The sequence below is a fragment of the Sphingobium sp. EP60837 genome (assembly GCF_001658005.1).
GTDB classification, from domain to species: Bacteria; Pseudomonadota; Alphaproteobacteria; order Sphingomonadales; family Sphingomonadaceae; genus Sphingobium; species Sphingobium tyrosinilyticum.
On the sequence record NZ_CP015986.1, the window covers coordinates 1,684,720 to 1,701,391 of the forward strand.

Genomic DNA, 16,672 nt, shown 5'->3' on the forward strand with positions numbered 1-16,672 from the left:
GCCCAATCAAAATCGCGAGCGGTGCCTGGGTTAGAGGCTCGCGCCCGACGAAATATCCGGTAAACCGGCGACCTCCGGCGTGTCGGCCGGGCCGCCGATCAGCACGAAGCGACGGTCGCAATAGCCGCAATCGACGTAGCCATGCTCATCGATCTCCAGGAAAACGCGTGGGTGGCCCAGAGCGGCGGGAATGTCGCCCGATCCGTCGCAGGCGACGCGGGGCTTGGTGACTCGAAGGATTTCGGGCGGCTGGATCATGATGCGCTCGGATTAGCAGCGGCGGCATGGCATCGCAAGAAGGGCGTGGTGGGCGATGACGGGCTCGAACCGCCGACATTCTCGGTGTAAACGAGACGCTCTACCAACTGAGCTAATCGCCCTATGCCGCGCCCTGCCTGGTGCAGCCGGAGCGCGCCTATCTAGGCTAATCGGCGCGCGGGTCAAGCCTTGATGACGATCGCGTCACGCGCACAGGAAGCGGCGGCTCGCCATGAACCAGCGGGTCAGCGCCTCGACGGTCTCGTCGGCCAGGGCAATGAAGACGCGGCGGCCATCGTGCGGGTCGGCCTGGCGCTGGACAATGCCCTTGTCGGTCAATGTGCGAATCCAGCGCAGCGCGGTGGTCGGCGGCACGGCAGAGGCGATGCACAGGCTGGACACGGAAACCCGCTCTTGCTCCAGCCGCGCAGCCAGCAGGTCGAGCAGCATGTCCCAAGCTGGATCGGCGAACAAGTCGCCAGGCAGGAACTCCTCGCGCAGCCGCCGCGCCCGCAACAAATCTCTCACCTGCGCGGCGCTAAGCGGCGAGGCATCCGTTGCAGGCTGGTTGCTGCCCATGGGCTCTACCGCCGGCATGCCGATATAATCGCTGGCGCGGTCCGATATGCGCGGGCCCAACGCGAAGGAGGGCGTGGCATGGCGCGGGCGGGACGTCAGAGCCTCCAGAGTGCGGGCGAGACGGCTGACTTCTTCGCTTAACTGCTGCAGGCGGACGCCCTCGCTTTCCTGATTGACCTCATGAACCGTGCGCTGCGGCGTTGCGCTTCCAGCCGTCAGCAGCGCGGCAGCCAGGTCGGCATGATCAGGCGTACAAAGCAATTGCGTTCGTTCGCTCCGGATGCAGGCGAAGGCGAGATCGATCGTGTCGATGCCCGTGACCATGATGACCGGCACATCATTCTGCACCGCCAACGTCTCGACCTGCACCAGCAGTCGCTCGAGCATGGGCGAGGGTTGCGCGCAAAAGAGCAGGATCACGTCGCAGCCGATCTGCATGTCCAGCCGCAAGGACGCCTGCTCCAACCCTACGCTGTCCAGCAGCCGGAACTGCGCGGCGGGCGCCAGACCTTCAACATCATCGAGGAAAATATCGTCTGCCAGGATCAGCAGGCCGGCCCTTTGATCCTTTACTCCGTAGCTTTCCTCCATCCTCAAGCCTAAGCCCGCTGCGGACCGATCCATTTCCACCTGTTAACTCCTGTCCCTGCTTTGTTCTGAGCTTATCGCAATATCGCGGCGCTGCGCCCGCTCTCTCCTCCATATCGGACATGGTGATGAAGGATTGCCGGCCGATGCTCGGCTGCCGCTACGAAATGCAAGGAGTTGACCGCCGCTACCGCCAAAATGGTGTGGCCTTTCGCCAAAATGGCGCGAGCGTAAGCGCAGCCCGATTTATCTCCGAAATGGACTCTTCTTCTGGCACAAGAGTCTCAGCTAGCCGTCCTTCTGGCGAAATCGATATAAAGCTGACGCAATCGGGTCGCGACAGGTCCGGGCCTGCCGTCCCCGATCTGCCGGCCATCTATGCGGACGACCGCCTGACAGAGCGTCGATGCGCTGGTGATGAAAGCCTCGCGAGCCGTCAGAGTTTCCTCGACCGTAAATGGCCGGTATGTGACGCTCATGCCGCTTTCCAGCGCCAGGGCGGTAAGTGCTGCCCCAGTGCAACCGGCCAGCACAGCTTGCGAATAAGGGCGGGTGACGATGCCCTCGTCGGTAACCAGAAAAGCGGTCGAAGATGCGCCTTCGGTAATGAAGCCATCCTCCACCATCCACGCTTCCTGCGCTCCCGCTTCCGCTGCGATCCGCTTGGCCATCGCTTGGGCGAGCAGGCCCACGCTCTTGATGTCGCGCCGCGACCAGCGCTGATCTGGCGTCGTGACGACCGCAATCCCCGTGCGGGCGGCCGGACTGTCCAGAAAATGCTTCGCCTGCGTGAACATCAACAGCGTCGGTTGCAAAGCGGTCGATGTCAGGAAATCGCGCCCTGCATCAGCGCCGCCCGTCAACTGCAAGTAGATCAGACCTTCATCAAGCTTGTTCCGCCTCGCCAGATCTTTCTGAACCGCCTCGATCGCGTCGGAGGAGAGGGGGAGGGTAAGGCCGATTGCGGTTGCCGATCGTTCCAGCCGCGCCATGTGTGAATCGCTATCGACCAGGCGGCCCTCGATCACCGCAGTGACCTCATAGACAGCCTCCGCGAACAGGAAGCCGCGGTCGAGTACGGACACCCGGGTGTCGGCAAGCGGCAGGAATTGGCCGTTGAGATAAGCGATCGACATGAACGGACGGATTTCCCCTGCGCGACAAGATAAGTCCACCGATGTTGCCGGGGCGATGTTCTGGGTCAAGCAGCGATCGTCAATCCAACGCGCTCACGCGCTCTCCTATATTGCGCAGCTCCTCGACAAAGCGCGCCCGTTCGGCCGCTTTGCGCGCTTCATCGGGCACGCGCAGCAGGAAACTGGGGTGAACCGTCACCCATCCCTCGACGCCATTGTCCAGCGGGATCGGCGCGCCGCGCGTGCGGCTGATCGTCACGGCTTTACCCAGCATCGCTCGCGCAGCTGTCGCGCCCAAGGCGACCAGGATGCGAGGCCGGATACGGTCCAGTTCCTGGTCGAGCCACCAGCGGCAGGCCTGAATTTCCGGCGTTTCCGGCGTCTGATGGATGCGCCGCTTGCCGCGCTGCTCATATTTGAAATGCTTGACCGCATTGGTGACATAGACGCTGGCGCGATCAATTCGCGCCTCCTCCAGCGCTCGGTCCAGCAACTGTCCTGCCGGACCGACGAAGGGGCGTCCCGCAAGATCTTCCTGATCTCCCGGCTGCTCGCCGACCAGGACGAGCCGCGCGTCCAGCGGCCCTTCGCCAAAGACCGTCTGCGTCGCGTCCCGGTACAAAGGACAGCGGGTGCAGGCCGACGCCTCCTCGCGCAGCGCGTTCCAGGCGACCGCGACGTTACCCGGCCGCGCTGGCACTTTCGGTGGTGTGGCGATCATGCTTGCCTCCCTTGCCTGTGCGCCCGCGACCAGTTCGGGGATGAGCGCTGCTTCGGGCAAATTGCGCCAATATTTTTTTGGCATTTCGGACAGCATCGCGCGTTGCTTGAGCCGCGCGGGATTGAAGGTTGCCGCATAATAGCTCTTCCATACTTCCTCGACCGGATCACCCGCAGGCGCATCCGCTCGGGTCGCCCCCGGACCCTCGCTCAATATTTCACCATCCCAATGGATGCTGATCTCGGGCGTAAGGATGGACCAGCGCATCGACGCGAAGCGCCTTACAAAGAAGCCGGCATTAGCGCGCACGATATGATGATCGGGTTCGAACCAAGCGACGAAGCGTGGCCGGTCACCTTCATCCACCTCGCGAAAGCGCACGAACGCGCGCATTTTATGCATGTCACGCCGTACCGCTTTTGCGAGACTGTCTGTTCGGCGCATCAAGGGGTCAGCTTGATCGTCCATTCGTGACGGCTGTTGCCGCACATTCAGCAGCAATTCGTAGAGCAGGGCGAAACGTTGCTCGTCCCGGTGCAGAATCGCACTCTCGGCGAGGTTCAGGAACGCGCGCGGTACGGAAAAGCCCCCGCCCGTGTTAGGACGGGGCGGCTCGTCGAAGGACAGGAGCGAGGCCGCCTGCCCTTCGACCCGCCAGTCGATATCCTGCGCTGGGACATTGGCCGATGCGAAACGCCGGGCGGCCGTGCGCCACCCTTCGAAATCGTCCGGCCCGCTCAGCAGCGCCTGATACATACGTGCCTCAATCGGCGGCTTCTGCCCGCTGCAGTTCGGCAGGCTTGCGCTTGGCGAAGGCGGCCGCCAGCTTCTGTTCCTCTTCGTCCGTCAGTTCCGCTGCGGCGTCGGGGAACATCTCCTCTTCCTCCTCTTCGATATGGTGGAGGTAGCGCTTCTTCAGCTTGTCGAAGGTCTCACGCCATGCAGCGCTGTTAAATTCCAGCTCCTGCAATTCTTCGAGATAATCCTCGATTTCCTTATGCTCTGACACGCTATGCTGTGCATCTTCCCGCAGGTCGGGCCGGGCGAGCATCGTGGCGTAGAGCGTTTCTTCCTCCGCCGCGGCATGTGCGGTGACTTCTACCCGAAACTGCTCGAACAACTGTTCCAGCCGCTCATGATCGTCCTGGGCTTGGGCCATCTGCTCGAACAGTTGGCGGTGGACGTCATGATCCTGCTTCAGGCGGTCGAAAATTGTCGCATTGGCCATGGGGTGCTCCTCTAGATACAGAGGGCACAACGAAGGCTGCCGAACTTTGGGTCCCGTTGTTTAGCCGAACAGGAAGCGGAAGATGATCGCGACTGGTATCCAGAGCAGACTGCTGGCGATGCTGGCCAGCCAGACTTGTGCGACATCGCGGCGAAAACGGAGGTCGAGCCCTGCACTGGAAAGGCCGCTGTCGTCCAATATTTCCCACCTGCGCTCAAGCCTGCGCGCAGCCACGCCGAAGCCGCCGATCGCGACGATAAGCGCAAGGTGAAGCAGCAGCGAACCGCCCATCCTCGCGACGATTCCGATCTGGAGCAGGCAGAAGACGACAAGCGCGGTCGCGAGATGGCTGCTCATGCGCTTGGCGTAGCGGCCGCCATGATTCTGCGCAGAAGCGTTTTTGAATAGCGTCGCCACCAGCAATCCCCTCCATTCCTGCGCTCAAGAAAACATGAAGCGCCGCGCTTATCAACGGCAAAAGCAAGGGTTCAGGTAAAAAGCTCGAATTGAGTCGGGGGAGGGGTCAGCCGTCTCTTCAGATCAACTTTGTCGATCAGGTGCAGGGGCCGCCAATCGCTCGCGATGAGGAAGGGCCGAAGTTTGGCGATCGAACTGGTCAGCCGCGCGACATCGTCCAGTCTGAGGCGGCGTTGCCGGCGGCTGGCTAAAATGCGATCGACGGCCTTCACGCCCAAGCCAGGCACCCGCAGGAGCATTTCGCGGGGCGCGCGGTTCACATCCATGGGAAAGATACCCCGGTGCCGTAACGCCCAGGCGAGTTTGGGATCGATATCGAGCGGCAGATGGCCGGTCTCGGGATCGGTCGCTTGTTCAATGTCGCTAACCGAAAAGCCATAGAAGCGCATCATCCAGTCGGATTGATACAGCCGATGCTCACGAAGAAGGGGCGGGCGTTTGAGCGGCAGGACGGCGCTGGGGGACGGGATGGGGGAGAAGGCGCTGTAGTAGACCCGACGCAGGGCGTGCCGGTCATAGAGGGAGCGCGCCCGCCGGAGGATCGCTCGGTCATCCGCGCCGTCAGCGCCAACGATCATCTGTGTGGACTGCCCGGCCGGGGCGAAGCGCGGTGCATGGCGGTAGCGTTTTCTCGCGTCACCCATATCCTCGATCGACGTGCGCAACTCCTTCATCGCGCCTTCGATCCGCTTCTCGTCCTTTTCTGGGGCGAGCCGTTTCAGTCCCTCTTCGGTCGGCAATTCGACATTGATGGACAGCCGGTCGGCATAAAGCCCGGCCTGATGCGTCAATTCAGGGTCGGCGTCCGGGATCGTCTTCAAATGGATATAGCCGCGAAAGTCATGCTCTTCCCGCAGCGCTCGCGCGACGCCGACCAGCTGCTCCATCGTGTAATCCGGCGACCGGATGATGCCGGATGATAGAAACAGCCCCTCAATATAATTGCGGCGGTAAAAGTTCAGGGTCAGATCGACCACCTCCCAAACGGTGAAGCGCGCCCGGCGCACATCGCTGGACCGACGATTGATGCAATAATGGCAGTCGAATATGCAGCTGTTGGTGAGCAATATCTTGAGCAGTGAGATACATCGGCCGTCCGGAGCATAGGCGTGACATATGCCCATGCCTTCGGTCGATCCCAGCCCGCCTTTGCGGCCTGACAGGCTGTCGCGCTTCTTCGTGCCCGATGACGCGCAGGACGCATCATATTTGGCGGCATCGGCAAGAATCTCGAGCTTGTGGCGGGTAGACAGGACTGACATAAGTTCATGATATGTTCTTTTGAGGGCACTGTCCTTGATCTAGATTGCGCCTGCGTTTTCACCGCGCGATGGGTCAACTTTTCCAGCTGGGGTCGATGCGGTCGATCAGCCGCACCATCGCCTGAAAGTCGGGAACGCCGGGGCCGACCGGAAGCTGCACGCCGCCGATGTCGCGCTGATGCACGGCGATCACTTCATCAGGGATATCGAGCGGTGTGCCAGCCGCGCCCGTGGCGACCTGGATTTCGCAAGCGCGTTGAAGCATCCAGTGCATGAGGAATGCATTGGGCAGGCTGTCCGCCATGACCAGCGTGCCATGATTGCGCAGCATCATCAGTCGTCGGTTTCCGAGATCAGCGATCAGCCTTTCCCCTTCTTCAGGCCGCAGCGTGATGCCTTCAAAGTCGTGATAGGCGATTCGCCCGGTAAAGGCGGCCGCGTAGAAATTGGTAGGACGTAATCCTTCCTTGGTCGCGCTGACCGCCATGGCCGCAGTCGTGTGGGTGTGGATCACGCAATGGGCGTCAGGCAAATGACGGTGAAAGACGCTGTGCTGTGTAAAACCGGCTCGGTTCACCGGATAGGGACTGCCGTCCAGCACATGCCCGTCTATGTCGATCTTGACCAGGTTGGACGCGGTCACTTCCGAATAGAGCAGGCCGAAGGGATTGATCAGGAAGGCGTTATCTTCGCCCGGCACGCGCAATGTGATGTGATTGTAGATCAGCTCCGACCAGCCCATATGGTCGAATATGCGGTAGCAGGCCGCAAGCTGCTGGCGCGCTTCCCACTCCGCAGCGGGCGCATTGGATACGGAAATGGCGGTGGCCATGGCGATCCTCCTCTTATCCTGTAATGCGACTATCCGCCGTCGCGGCGCCGCTGTCGAGCGAAACGGCTTTAGGGTTGAATTAGGCCGACTCTGCTGGTAGGGCGCGCCCCACACGGCGCAGGCTGGCCTGCGACGACTCATCGCTATTACTTTCGGTAGGCCCGTCGGGAGGGGTTTGTTTCCTGGCGAACCGCCCGCTTTCGACTGGAGTTTGACTGGCTTATGCAAATCATCGTTCGCGACAACAATGTCGACCAGGCCCTGCGCGCGCTCAAGAAGAAGCTGCAGCGTGAGGGCGTGTATCGCGAGATGAAGCTGCGCCGTCACTACGAAAAGCCTTCGGAAAAGCGCGCCCGCGAAAAGGCGGCTGCGGTTCGCCGCGCGCGCAAGCTGGAGCGCAAGCGCGCTGAGCGCGACGGCGTCCGTTAAGACGTTCGTTGTCCGGGGCGGCTGTTCGGCCGTCCTTCCCTGCTGATTCCCGCACCTGCGAGGCTTAGGTCCATGTCCACGACCGCTGTTCCCCTTCGTCCCATCGCCAAGGGGTCGCTGACGCGTCTCTGGATCGGCGTTGCCGCCGTCGCGATCGCCGCTGGCGGACTGGCCTGGGCCGGGCAGCGCGGAGTTGAGGCTTCGCCCGCAAGCTATCTCGCACATAATGCGGGAGAGGACGGCGTGGTCACGACCGAATCGGGCCTGCAATATAAGGTGCTGGAAGAGGGTGCGGGACCCAGCCCCACCCCCGCCGATGTGGCCTTGGTAGGATATAAGGGAACGCTGCTCGACGGCACCGTCTTCGACGAGAACCCGCAGACGGCGATGCCGGTGGACGGCGTTGTGCCTGGCTTCTCCGAAGGGCTGCAGAAGATGAAGAAGGGCGGCAAATACCGTCTCTGGATTCCGCCGCAGCTTGGCTATGGTGAGCAGGCCGCTGGCCCGATCCCCGCCAATTCGGTGCTGGTGTTCGATGTTCAACTGCACGACTTCAAGTCGAAGGCGGACATCATGCGCATGCAGCAGATGATGCAACAGGGCGCTACCCCGCCACCGCTTCCCGGAAACTGATCAGATCATCTGCATTGGAAGGGCCCGGTTTCCGGGCCCTTTTCTATTCCACGACAACGATAGCGCCCGCGCCGGGCTCGTCTTCCTGCGCCTTCGAGCGTTCCTCCAGATACACTTTGATCATCGCGACGATGGGGTCGGCCAGGAACAGTCCCAATATTCCGAACAGCGCACCGAACAGAATCTGCGCGGCCAGCACTAGCGCTGGAGCGAGGTCGGTCGCACGCTTCGCCACCATGGGCACGATCAGGTAGCCGTCCACGATCTGCACCACCAGATAGACGAAAAAGGCATATAGCCCGGCATCGGTCCCTGCCGAAAATCCCACCAGGACGATCAGCACGCCGGAGATGATCGACCCGATATTCGGCAGGAAGGCAAAAAGCCCCGTCAGGATACCGAGCAGCCCCGCCATCGGCACGCCCCCCGCAAGCAGCAGCAACCAGGTGCCCACGCCCTCGACCGCCATGCCGATCAGCCGCCCGAACATCAGCCGGCGCAAGGTCCAACCCATCCTATCGACCACATTATAAAAGCTCAGCCGCTTGCCCATTGGCAACATCCAGGCGACGCCGCGTTCATACAACCGGGGCTCGGCCGCTATGAAGATCGCCAGCACCAGCATCATGACACCGCTGGTCACCGCACCCATCATCGTACTGACCGCCGCAGTCACGCGGCCGATGGAGTTGAAAGCTTGGCTCGCGAGGCTTTTGAAGTCGTTTGGCGTGGCGGTGACGCCCAATTGCTGCATCCAGTCGCCAAGCCGGTTGATCTGCGTTTCGACGATCGACCGCATAGCCTGGGCCTGCAGCGCCAGGCTCGATCCCGTCAGATAGAATGTGTAGGCGAGAAAGAGCAGCGCCGCGATCAGCACGATGATCAGCCGCCAGCCCCTGCCGATGGGCAGGACGCGTCGCAGCAGGCGTGTCCCGCCATCCATCATCGTTGTCAGGACCAGCGCTCCCATGATCAACATGATCGGTTGAGCGAGCAGCACCAGAAGCCCTGCGGCGAACGCCATGCCGATCCATACGCTCGCGCGCTTAATCTCATGCTGGACGAGGGGGCTGCGAAGTTCGCTGGGGCCGGGTTCCTCGATATGGACGTGCTTGCCGCTCAATCACCAGCCCCTTGTTAGACACGTTATTTCGGGGGTGGAACGCTCTCGGGTCGCAGGCTGTTCCCGGCTCGGCCGCCGCGCAGGCCATGGATCCAGCTGAGCGGGTTCCAGGTGGAATCGCCATCCAGCGAGAAAGTGATGAATTCCGCCCGGCCGCCGATGGCTTCCCATGGAACCGGGCCGCCCAAGCCATTTTCTTCCAGCGGCGCACGGCTGTCGGCGCTATTGTCGCGATTGTCGCCCATCAGGAAAACATGGTGCGGCGGCACGCGCACCGGCCCATACCAATCCAGAGCGCTAGGGCCCATGTCGATGGTGAGGTAGCGTTTGCCGTTCGGTAGAATTTCCTGCCGGACGGGCAACTGGCAATAGTCCTCCCCATCGGCACCCGTGACGCGCGCACCTGGGAACTGGGTGGGAGAGCAAGGCGCATTGCCATCAACGGGGATGCGCACGGGCCTCAACGCCTTCTGCGGGACCGCTACGCCATTTAGAACAACCTGGCCGCCTCGCACTTCTATAATGTCACCGGGCAGTCCGATTACGCGCTTGATATAGTCTTCGCGCCGATTGTGCGGTGAGACGATGACGATATCGCCTCGGTCGGGCAGGTGGCCGAAAATCCGCCCTTTCAGGAAGGGCAGGGGATGGAAGCTGGGCGAAACATAGGACCATCCATAAGGAAATTTGCTCACCACCAGCCGGTCGCCTTTGAGCAACACCGGCATCATGGATTCGCTGGGAATGTAGAAGGGCTTGGCCACAAAGCTGTGAAAGGCCAGCACGGCGAGGATCAGAAGAGCGATGCTCTTCACCTCATGCCACCAATCGATTGCGCCCTTGTCCGCCCGCGCTTGAACCGGCGGCGCTGGCTCTTCAGCAGGCAGCGGATCATTCTCGCTCATATCGGTTGCCGTCATGCTGGGCTTCTCGGATGCAGGGGGTGCGGCCTTCACTGCGGCATGGCCTCGATGATGACGAACGCCTGTGCCCATGGATGATCATCGGTTAGCGTGACGTGAATGATGGGCTTGTGACCCGCAGGGACCATGGACTGAAGCTGGGCGAGCGCTCCGCCGGTCAGCTCCAGCGTTGGCGCGCCGCCCGGGCGGTTGACGACGCCGATATCCTTCATGAACACACCGCGGTTGAAGCCGGTGCCCACGGCCTTGGAAAAGGCTTCCTTCGCAGCGAAACGTTTCGCCAGCGTTCCAGCCTTGGTGAAGGGGCGGCGATTCGCTTTTGTGCGCTCTATATCCGTGAAGACACGCTGCTCGAATCGCGCACCGAACCTATCAAGCGAGTTCTGGATCCGCTCGATATTGCAGAGGTCGGAGCCCAAGCCGATGATCAACGCACCAAGTCCATCTGCCGCCGCATTTCCCGAATGCTGCCTTCCAACCCGCCAAAGATCGCCTCGCCGATCAGAAAATGCCCAATGTTGAGTTCAGCAACCTGAGGAATGGCGGCGATTGGGCCGACATTGTCGAAGGTGAGGCCATGGCCTGCATGCGGCTCAATACCGTTTTTGGCGGCAAGGGCTGCGGCGTCGGCGATCCGTCGCAACTCGTCCGCCCGTTCAGTGCCCGAAACATGGGCATAGCGGCCCGTATGAAACTCCACGACTGGTGCGCCAAGGCGGATTGCTGCTGCGATCTGCGCTGGATCAGCCTCGATGAACAGGCTGACGCGAATTCCTGCGTCCCCAAGTGCCTGCACGATCGGCTTTAACGCTTCGATTTGGCCTGCCGCATCGAGACCGCCCTCGGTCGTCCGTTCCTCGCGCTTTTCCGGCACGATGCACGCTGCGTGCGGCCGATGCTTCAGCGCGATCTCCAGCATCTCCTGGGTAGCCGCCATTTCCAGATTGAGCGGCACGGTGAGCGCCGCCATCAGCGTCACGATATCCTCGTCCCGAATATGACGCCGGTCCTCGCGCAGATGTGCCGTGATGCCGTCGGCACCGGCCTTCACCGCCAGCAGTGCGGCCTTGACGGGATCGGGATGTTCTCCCCCTCGTGCGTTTCGGATGGTCGCAACATGATCGATGTTGATGCCCAGGCGCAGATGAGCGGGGGGATGCTGCATGCTACTTATTGCTTCCGGCTTCCTGGCTTGATCGCGGGTATGGCCGCCAATTCGGGCGGCACCTCTTCTGCTTCATAAACCGGGAAGTTGATGCTTACGAGCGGATAGAAGGGTACGCCCAACTCGACTTCACCCGCAGACCGGTCAACCAGCGCAGCCTCCGCGATGACGATGCCGCCTTCCGCTTCAACCGCTTCTATCGCCTGACGCGAAGAAAGGCCGGTCGTGACCACATCCTCAACCATCAGCACCTTCTGTCCCGGAGTGATGGTGAAACCACGGCGAAGTTCAAATATGCCTTCGGGCCGCTCAAGGAACACGGCATCCTTGTCGAGCGCCCGGCCGACTTCATGACCGATGATCAGGCCCCCCATGGCGGGCGAAACCACCAGGTCGATTTCCTGCCGCAATTCTCGGGGCAGCTTCTGCACAACGGCTCGCGCTAGGCGGCCCGCGCGCTCAGCGTTCATCAATACGCGCGCGCATTGAAGATAATTGGCGCTACGGCGGCCGGAGGAAAGAATGAAATGTCCCTCCAGCAACGCTCCTGCTGCCCTGAATTCCGCCAGTACTTCCTCGTCGGTCATCCGATTTCGATCCATCCGCGCATGCCGCGGCCTCTTTTCAGGGCCGGCTGGCACTTCTTATTCAAACATGAGCCGCGCCCATGACGCGCCCCTGTGCGCGAGGTGCGAGATAGGCGGAGGACAGGGGCGTTGCAACAGTGAAGAAAATCTGCTCCTGCCCGCTTGAGGCATCAAAAAACCATGCCTATAAGCCGCGGCAGATCGACCGGGCGGAGGGGGACGCGTATGCGCGCGCCTTCGTTGCAGCGGCGCCAAGGGGTTACGGGGTAAGAAGACGCTTATGAAAATGGTGAAATCGCTCGTTCTCGCCGGGTTGCTGGCCTTCGCGCCGGCCGCGGCGTTGAACAGTCAGGCGTTGGCGCAGGACAATGCTGCTGTCGCAGCCTCCGCTGCTGACAATGCGGCCGCGCCGGCCGACTCGAGCGCCAATGCGGCGGCTCCGGTTGCGCAAGCTGCTCCGGCAGCCAAGGTCGCCGCGCCGCCCCGGATGAAGCCGACCGAAGGTATCGGCATGCCGCGTCCGGGCGAAATCACCCTGCAGGAGCAGTTCAGCCCCACCGGCCACACGGCCCGTTGGCTGCACGACGTGCTGTTGCTGCCGCTCATCACTATCATCTCGGTCTTCGTTCTGCTCCTGATGCTCTATGTGATGGTGCGTTTTCGCCGCAGCGCCAATCCGGTGCCGTCGAAGACCTCGCACAACACGCTCATCGAAGTGATCTGGACGGTGGTGCCGGTGGTCATTCTGCTGGTCATCGCGGTGCCCTCGATCGGCCTGCTGGCGGACCAGTATAAACCCGCGCCCAAGGATGCGCTGACCGTCAAGGTGACCGGCTATCAGTGGTATTGGGGCTATGAATATCCCGACAACGGGATCCCCGAATATGTTTCGAACATGCTCCCCCGGGACAAGGCCGAGGCGAATGGCGAGCCCTATCTGCTCGCGCCTGACAATCGCATTGTTCTTCCGGTCGGCCGTCCGATCAAGCTGATCATAACGGGCGCCGATGTGATCCACGCCTTTGCTGTACCGTCGCTTTGGCTGAAGATGGATGCGGTCCCTGGCCGTCTCAACGAAAAGACCGTCACCATTGAGAAGCCCGGCGTTTATTACGGCCAGTGTTCGGAGCTTTGCGGCGCGCGCCATGGCTTCATGCCTATCGCCGTCGAGGCGCTGCCTCCCGCCCAGTTCGACCAATGGGTTCTCTCGCAGGGCGGCAAGCTCCAGGGCGCTGCTGCAGCGGCGACTGCCGCCGCTGCTGCCCCGGCTGCCGCACCCGCCGAAAAGCTTTGATGTAAGGGCATAGACGCCATGACAACCATTACCGCAGATCATCACGGCGATCATGCTCATGAGCATCATGACGCCGATCACAAGCCAGCCTTCTTCCAGCGCTGGTTCATGTCGACGAACCACAAGGACATCGGCACCCTCTACCTGATCTTCGCGATCCTCGCCGGCGTGATCGGCGGCGCGATTTCGGGCCTGATGCGTGCCGAACTGGCCGAGCCGGGTATTCAGTACCTCCATACCTGGGCGCAGCTCAGCGACGGCCCTTCGGCCACGCTCGACCAAGCCTATCACCTTTGGAACGTGCTGATTACCGCGCACGGTCTAATCATGGTTTTCTTCATGGTTATGCCCGCCATCATCGGCGGCTTCGGCAACTGGTTCGTTCCGATCATGATCGGCGCGCCGGATATGGCGTTCCCGCGGATGAACAATATCAGCTTCTGGCTGCTCATCCCCGCCTTTGCCCTTCTTCTGGGTTCGACCTTCGTTCCCGGCGGCACCGGAAATGGCGCGGGCACCGGATGGACGGTCTATGCGCCGCTCTCGACCAGCGGTTCTGCGGGTCCGGCGGTGGATATGGCGATCCTGTCGCTCCACATCGCGGGCGCCAGCTCGATCCTGGGTGCGGTGAACTTCATCACCACCATTCTCAACATGCGCGCGCCGGGGATGACCCTGCACAAGATGCCGCTGTTCGTTTGGTCGGTGCTGGTTACCGCCTTCCTGCTGCTGCTCGCGCTGCCGGTTCTCGCTGCGGCGATCACCATGCTGCTGACGGACCGTAACTTCGGCACGACCTTCTATGACGCCGCCGGCGGTGGTGACCCGGAGCTGTACCAGCATCTCTTCTGGTTCTTCGGTCACCCTGAAGTGTACATCATGATTTTGCCGGGCTTCGGCATCGTCAGCCAGATCATCTCGACCTTCAGCCGCAAGCCGGTCTTCGGCTATCTGGGCATGGCTTACGCCATGGTCGCTATCGGTGTTGTGGGCTTCGTCGTCTGGGCGCACCACATGTTCACCACCGGCATGTCCGTGAACGTGAAGATGTATTTCACGGCCGCGACGATGGTCATCGCCGTCCCGACCGGGATTAAGATTTTCTCGTGGATCGCGACCATCTGGGGTGGTTCCATCAGCTATAAAACTCCCATGGTGTGGGCGCTCGGCTTCATCTTCCTCTTCACGGTAGGTGGTGTCACCGGCGTTGTCCTGGCGAATGGCGGCGTCGATGACGTTCTGCATGACACCTATTATGTCGTTGCGCACTTCCACTATGTGCTGTCGCTGGGCGCGGTGTTCGGCCTGTTCGCAGGCTTCTACTATTGGTTCCCCAAGATGTCCGGCCGGATGTACAACGAGTTCCTCGGGCATCTGCACTTCTGGGTCTTCTTCGTCGGCGTGAACATGCTGTTCTTCCCGATGCACTTCCTGGGCCTTTCGGGCATGCCTCGCCGCTATCCCGATTATCCTGAAGCTTTCGCTTACTGGAACGGCGTTGCCAGCCACGGCTATGAAATCATGGCGGTGGGCGTGCTGATCTTCTTCGTGAACGTCTTCTGGTCGCTCGTTGCTGGCAAGAAGGCCGAAGGTAATCCGTGGGGTGAAGGCGCCACGACGCTGGAATGGACGCTGCCAAGTCCGCCGCCGTTCCACCAGTTTGAAACCCTGCCGGTCATCGACTGACGATCGGCGAAAACAAAGGCGCTCCGATCGACGGGGCGCGGGGTAGCGGTTACGGCCGCGGACCCGATATAAGCAGTCCCGGCGTCTTTGATGGCGCCGGGCTGCCGCATGAGGAGCATATGGCAAGTTCGCCGTTCATGGCTGGAAGCTCGTCTTCCACAGTTATCGCGCATTGGCGGGATTTTATCGCCCTGACCAAGCCGCGGGTGATGACGCTTGTTGTCTTCACCGGCCTGTGCGGTCTGCTCGCGGCCCCGGCTCACATTCATCCGGTTCTGGCCTTCACCGCCATCCTCTGCATTGCGCTGGGAGCCGGCGCTGCTGCGACGCTCAACCAATGGTATGAAGCCGATATCGATGCGAAGATGAAGCGAACGGCGAACCGGCCGCTGCCGGCCGGCCGCATGGATCGGCAGTCGGCCCTCCACTTTGGCGTGGGCCTATCCTTTTTCTCGGTTTTGTTGATGGGCGTGGCGACCAATTGGCTCGCTGCGGCTGTTTTGGCGGTGTCCATCCTCTTTTACGTGTTCGTCTATACGATCTGGCTGAAGCCGCGAACGACGCAGAATATCGTGATCGGCGGAGCTGCCGGAGCATTTCCTCCAGTGATCGGCTGGGCCGCTGTTACAGGTGACATTGGCGCTCTGCCCGTCGCACTGTTCATGCTGACCTTCTTTTGGACGCCGCCTCATTTTTGGGCGCTCGCGCTGTTTGTGAAGACCGATTATGCTGCAGCCAACATACCGATGCTGCCGGTCGTATCTGGCGAAGTCGCGACGCGGCGGCAGATTTGGTTCTACACCGCGATCATGGCTGTGGCGGCGATGGCACCCGTTCTGCTGCGCCTGACGGGGCTGATCTATGGCGTTGTCGCGCTACTGGGCACCGGGCTGTTCGTCGTCTTCGCATTCCAGGTTTTTCGGCGGAGGGAAAGCGACTCAAGCCGCATGGGGCCGGAGCGGCGCTTGTTCAAATATTCGATCCTATACCTCTTCCTTCTCTTTGGAGCGGTGGTGGTTGATCGGTGGGTGCTGGCATGACACCCGAGGAGGAAAAGCAGGTGCGCAGCAGGCAGAAGTCACGCGCGATCGTGACGGGGTTGTTGCTCGGCGCGCTGGTCATTCTTTTCTACGCCATCACCATCGCCAAGATCGGCGGAGGCCATTGATGGCCAGCTTGCCGCCTTCGCCTTTCGACCGGGATCGTCGTAATCGGCGGACGCTTGTGGCGATGGCGGGCGTCGGCTTCGCGATGCTCGGGCTGGGTTTCGCGTCGGTCCCGCTTTATCGCATCTTTTGTGAGCGTACGGGTTTCGGGGGTACGACGCAGCGCGCATCAGGGGATCTGAAGATCCAGCCAGCCGTGGGCCACAGCCTGTCAATACGGTTCGATTCGAATGTTCAACCGGGCATGCCCTGGCAATTTTATCCGGAGCATCGGACGGACACGGTGACAGTCGGTGCGCGGGACATGGCGATTTTCATTGCCAAGAATATGTCCGACAAGCCGGTTACGGGAACCGCCAGCTTCAACGTTACGCCAACGCAGGCGGGAGCCTACTTTACCAAGATCCAATGTTTCTGCTTCACGCAGCAGACGCTGCAGCCGGGCCAAGAGGTGCGGATGCCGGTGATCTATTATGTCGATCCAAAGATTCTGGCGGATCCCGACAACCGGGATACTCAGCAAATTACGCTTAGCTACACCTTCTATCCTGTTGAGCAGGATAAAAAGCCAAGCTAAGGCAATCC

General features: G+C 61.4%; 20 protein-coding genes and 1 tRNA gene. 7 read left to right on the top strand and 14 right to left on the bottom strand.

Annotated elements, in window-relative coordinates; all coding sequences use genetic code 11:
- Positions 1–30: 30 nt before the first annotated feature.
- From EP837_RS08225 to EP837_RS08265, 9 genes are all read right to left on the bottom strand, one after another.
- Entirely contained in the window at positions 31–258 is a 228-nt protein-coding gene (locus EP837_RS08225) for a zinc-finger domain-containing protein (RefSeq protein ID WP_066526295.1), read from the bottom strand.
- Positions 259–304: 46 nt separating this feature from the next.
- Positions 305–380, bottom strand: a tRNA-Val gene (locus tag EP837_RS08230).
- 82 nt (positions 381–462) lie between these two features.
- Positions 463–1,461, bottom strand: coding sequence for a winged helix DNA-binding protein (locus EP837_RS08235; RefSeq protein WP_197486338.1), 999 nt, complete (start codon positions 1,459–1,461; stop codon positions 463–465).
- Between the two features lie 248 nt (positions 1,462–1,709).
- Positions 1,710–2,561 carry a D-amino-acid transaminase gene (locus EP837_RS08240; RefSeq protein ID WP_066526298.1) on the bottom strand — a complete coding sequence of 284 codons (852 nt, stop codon included), beginning with the start codon at positions 2,559–2,561 and terminating at the stop codon, positions 1,710–1,712.
- Positions 2,562–2,640: 79 nt separating this feature from the next.
- Entirely contained in the window at positions 2,641–4,038 is a 1,398-nt protein-coding gene (locus EP837_RS08245; RefSeq protein ID WP_066526300.1) for a UdgX family uracil-DNA binding protein, read from the bottom strand.
- Between the two features lie 7 nt (positions 4,039–4,045).
- The gene (locus EP837_RS08250) at positions 4,046–4,510 is read right to left on the bottom strand and encodes a hemerythrin domain-containing protein (RefSeq protein ID WP_066526302.1); all 465 of its coding nucleotides are present in this window, start codon (positions 4,508–4,510) and stop codon (positions 4,046–4,048) included.
- A 60-nt stretch (positions 4,511–4,570) separates the two neighbouring features.
- Positions 4,571–4,927: a hypothetical protein gene (locus tag EP837_RS08255; protein WP_066529004.1), complete on the bottom strand. Its 357-nt coding sequence runs from the start codon at positions 4,925–4,927 to the stop codon at positions 4,571–4,573.
- A 71-nt stretch (positions 4,928–4,998) separates the two neighbouring features.
- Positions 4,999–6,249: a putative DNA modification/repair radical SAM protein gene (locus EP837_RS08260; protein ID WP_066526305.1), complete on the bottom strand. Its 1,251-nt coding sequence runs from the start codon at positions 6,247–6,249 to the stop codon at positions 4,999–5,001.
- Between the two features lie 73 nt (positions 6,250–6,322).
- Positions 6,323–7,081 (bottom strand): class II aldolase/adducin family protein, encoded by a 759-nt coding sequence (locus tag EP837_RS08265; protein ID WP_066526307.1) that lies wholly within the window; start codon positions 7,079–7,081, stop codon positions 6,323–6,325.
- A gap of 222 nt (positions 7,082–7,303) precedes the next feature.
- Here EP837_RS08265 and rpsU point away from each other — a divergent pair, with 222 nt between their 5' ends.
- Both rpsU and EP837_RS08275 read left to right on the top strand, forming a co-directional pair.
- Positions 7,304–7,510 carry a 30S ribosomal protein S21 gene (gene rpsU / locus EP837_RS08270; protein WP_004208618.1) on the top strand — a complete coding sequence of 69 codons (207 nt, stop codon included), beginning with the start codon at positions 7,304–7,306 and terminating at the stop codon, positions 7,508–7,510.
- A 72-nt stretch (positions 7,511–7,582) separates the two neighbouring features.
- Entirely contained in the window at positions 7,583–8,143 is a 561-nt protein-coding gene (locus tag EP837_RS08275; RefSeq protein WP_066526309.1) for an FKBP-type peptidyl-prolyl cis-trans isomerase, read from the top strand.
- Positions 8,144–8,186: 43 nt separating this feature from the next.
- On the opposite strand, the gene EP837_RS08280 is transcribed toward EP837_RS08275, so the two are convergent.
- The 5 genes from EP837_RS08280 to pyrE are packed head-to-tail and all read right to left on the bottom strand — an operon-like array spanning position 8,187 to position 11,941.
- On the bottom strand, positions 8,187–9,266 hold the full coding sequence (locus tag EP837_RS08280; protein WP_066526310.1) for an AI-2E family transporter: 1,080 nt from the start codon (positions 9,264–9,266) through the stop codon (positions 8,187–8,189).
- Between the two features lie 23 nt (positions 9,267–9,289).
- Entirely contained in the window at positions 9,290–10,186 is an 897-nt protein-coding gene (gene lepB, locus EP837_RS08285) for a signal peptidase I (protein WP_066529012.1), read from the bottom strand.
- Between the two features lie 32 nt (positions 10,187–10,218).
- Complete coding sequence (gene acpS / locus EP837_RS08290) at positions 10,219–10,620, bottom strand: holo-ACP synthase (RefSeq protein ID WP_066526311.1); 402 nt, start codon at positions 10,618–10,620, stop codon at positions 10,219–10,221.
- Entirely contained in the window at positions 10,617–11,354 is a 738-nt protein-coding gene (locus tag EP837_RS08295) for a pyridoxine 5'-phosphate synthase (protein WP_066526312.1), read from the bottom strand. The genes acpS and EP837_RS08295 overlap by 4 nt, the downstream gene beginning before the upstream one ends.
- A gap of 5 nt (positions 11,355–11,359) precedes the next feature.
- Positions 11,360–11,941: an orotate phosphoribosyltransferase gene (gene pyrE, locus EP837_RS08300; protein ID WP_066529015.1), complete on the bottom strand. Its 582-nt coding sequence runs from the start codon at positions 11,939–11,941 to the stop codon at positions 11,360–11,362.
- A 280-nt stretch (positions 11,942–12,221) separates the two neighbouring features.
- On the opposite strand from pyrE, the gene coxB reads away from it, so the two are divergent.
- The 5 genes from coxB (at position 12,222) to EP837_RS08320 (ending at position 16,664) form a co-directional block, all read left to right on the top strand.
- Complete coding sequence (gene coxB / locus EP837_RS08305; RefSeq protein WP_066526313.1) at positions 12,222–13,235, top strand: cytochrome c oxidase subunit II; 1,014 nt, start codon at positions 12,222–12,224, stop codon at positions 13,233–13,235.
- Positions 13,236–13,253: 18 nt separating this feature from the next.
- Positions 13,254–14,921, top strand: a complete 1,668-nt coding sequence (gene ctaD / locus EP837_RS08310; protein WP_066526319.1) for a cytochrome c oxidase subunit I — start codon at positions 13,254–13,256, stop codon at positions 14,919–14,921.
- Between the two features lie 119 nt (positions 14,922–15,040).
- Positions 15,041–15,961 carry a heme o synthase gene (locus EP837_RS08315; protein ID WP_066526321.1) on the top strand — a complete coding sequence of 307 codons (921 nt, stop codon included), beginning with the start codon at positions 15,041–15,043 and terminating at the stop codon, positions 15,959–15,961.
- Positions 15,958–16,089, top strand: a complete 132-nt coding sequence (locus EP837_RS21860; RefSeq protein WP_257784355.1) for a hypothetical protein — start codon at positions 15,958–15,960, stop codon at positions 16,087–16,089. Before EP837_RS08315 ends, EP837_RS21860 begins: the two co-directional genes overlap by 4 nt.
- Positions 16,089–16,664 carry a cytochrome c oxidase assembly protein gene (locus EP837_RS08320; RefSeq protein WP_066526323.1) on the top strand — a complete coding sequence of 192 codons (576 nt, stop codon included), beginning with the start codon at positions 16,089–16,091 and terminating at the stop codon, positions 16,662–16,664. The genes EP837_RS21860 and EP837_RS08320 overlap by 1 nt, the downstream gene beginning before the upstream one ends.
- Positions 16,665–16,672 lie beyond the last annotated feature (8 nt).

Excerpts from the sequence above, each read along its gene's own strand:
- EP837_RS08265 (WP_066526307.1), bottom strand. The coding sequence starts at position 7,081 with ATGGCCACCGCCATTTCCGTATCCAATGCGCCCGCTGCGGAGTGGGAA.
- pyrE (WP_066529015.1), bottom strand. The coding sequence starts at position 11,941 with ATGACCGACGAGGAAGTACTGGCGGAATTCAGGGCAGCAGGAGCGTTG.
- coxB (WP_066526313.1), top strand. The coding sequence starts at position 12,222 with ATGAAAATGGTGAAATCGCTCGTTCTCGCCGGGTTGCTGGCCTTCGCG.
- lepB (WP_066529012.1), bottom strand. The coding sequence starts at position 10,186 with ATGACGGCAACCGATATGAGCGAGAATGATCCGCTGCCTGCTGAAGAG.
- EP837_RS08295 (WP_066526312.1), bottom strand. The coding sequence starts at position 11,354 with ATGCAGCATCCCCCCGCTCATCTGCGCCTGGGCATCAACATCGATCAT.
- EP837_RS21860 (WP_257784355.1), top strand. The coding sequence starts at position 15,958 with ATGACACCCGAGGAGGAAAAGCAGGTGCGCAGCAGGCAGAAGTCACGC.
- EP837_RS08320 (WP_066526323.1), top strand. The coding sequence starts at position 16,089 with ATGGCCAGCTTGCCGCCTTCGCCTTTCGACCGGGATCGTCGTAATCGG.
- EP837_RS08250 (WP_066526302.1), bottom strand. The coding sequence starts at position 4,510 with ATGGCCAATGCGACAATTTTCGACCGCCTGAAGCAGGATCATGACGTC.
- rpsU (WP_004208618.1), top strand. The coding sequence starts at position 7,304 with ATGCAAATCATCGTTCGCGACAACAATGTCGACCAGGCCCTGCGCGCG.
- ctaD (WP_066526319.1), top strand. The coding sequence starts at position 13,254 with ATGACAACCATTACCGCAGATCATCACGGCGATCATGCTCATGAGCAT.
- EP837_RS08315 (WP_066526321.1), top strand. The coding sequence starts at position 15,041 with ATGGCAAGTTCGCCGTTCATGGCTGGAAGCTCGTCTTCCACAGTTATC.
- EP837_RS08275 (WP_066526309.1), top strand. The coding sequence starts at position 7,583 with ATGTCCACGACCGCTGTTCCCCTTCGTCCCATCGCCAAGGGGTCGCTG.
- EP837_RS08235 (WP_197486338.1), bottom strand. The coding sequence starts at position 1,461 with ATGGATCGGTCCGCAGCGGGCTTAGGCTTGAGGATGGAGGAAAGCTAC.
- EP837_RS08225 (WP_066526295.1), bottom strand. The coding sequence starts at position 258 with ATGATCCAGCCGCCCGAAATCCTTCGAGTCACCAAGCCCCGCGTCGCC.
- EP837_RS08245 (WP_066526300.1), bottom strand. The coding sequence starts at position 4,038 with ATGTATCAGGCGCTGCTGAGCGGGCCGGACGATTTCGAAGGGTGGCGC.
- EP837_RS08240 (WP_066526298.1), bottom strand. The coding sequence starts at position 2,561 with ATGTCGATCGCTTATCTCAACGGCCAATTCCTGCCGCTTGCCGACACC.
- EP837_RS08260 (WP_066526305.1), bottom strand. The coding sequence starts at position 6,249 with ATGTCAGTCCTGTCTACCCGCCACAAGCTCGAGATTCTTGCCGATGCC.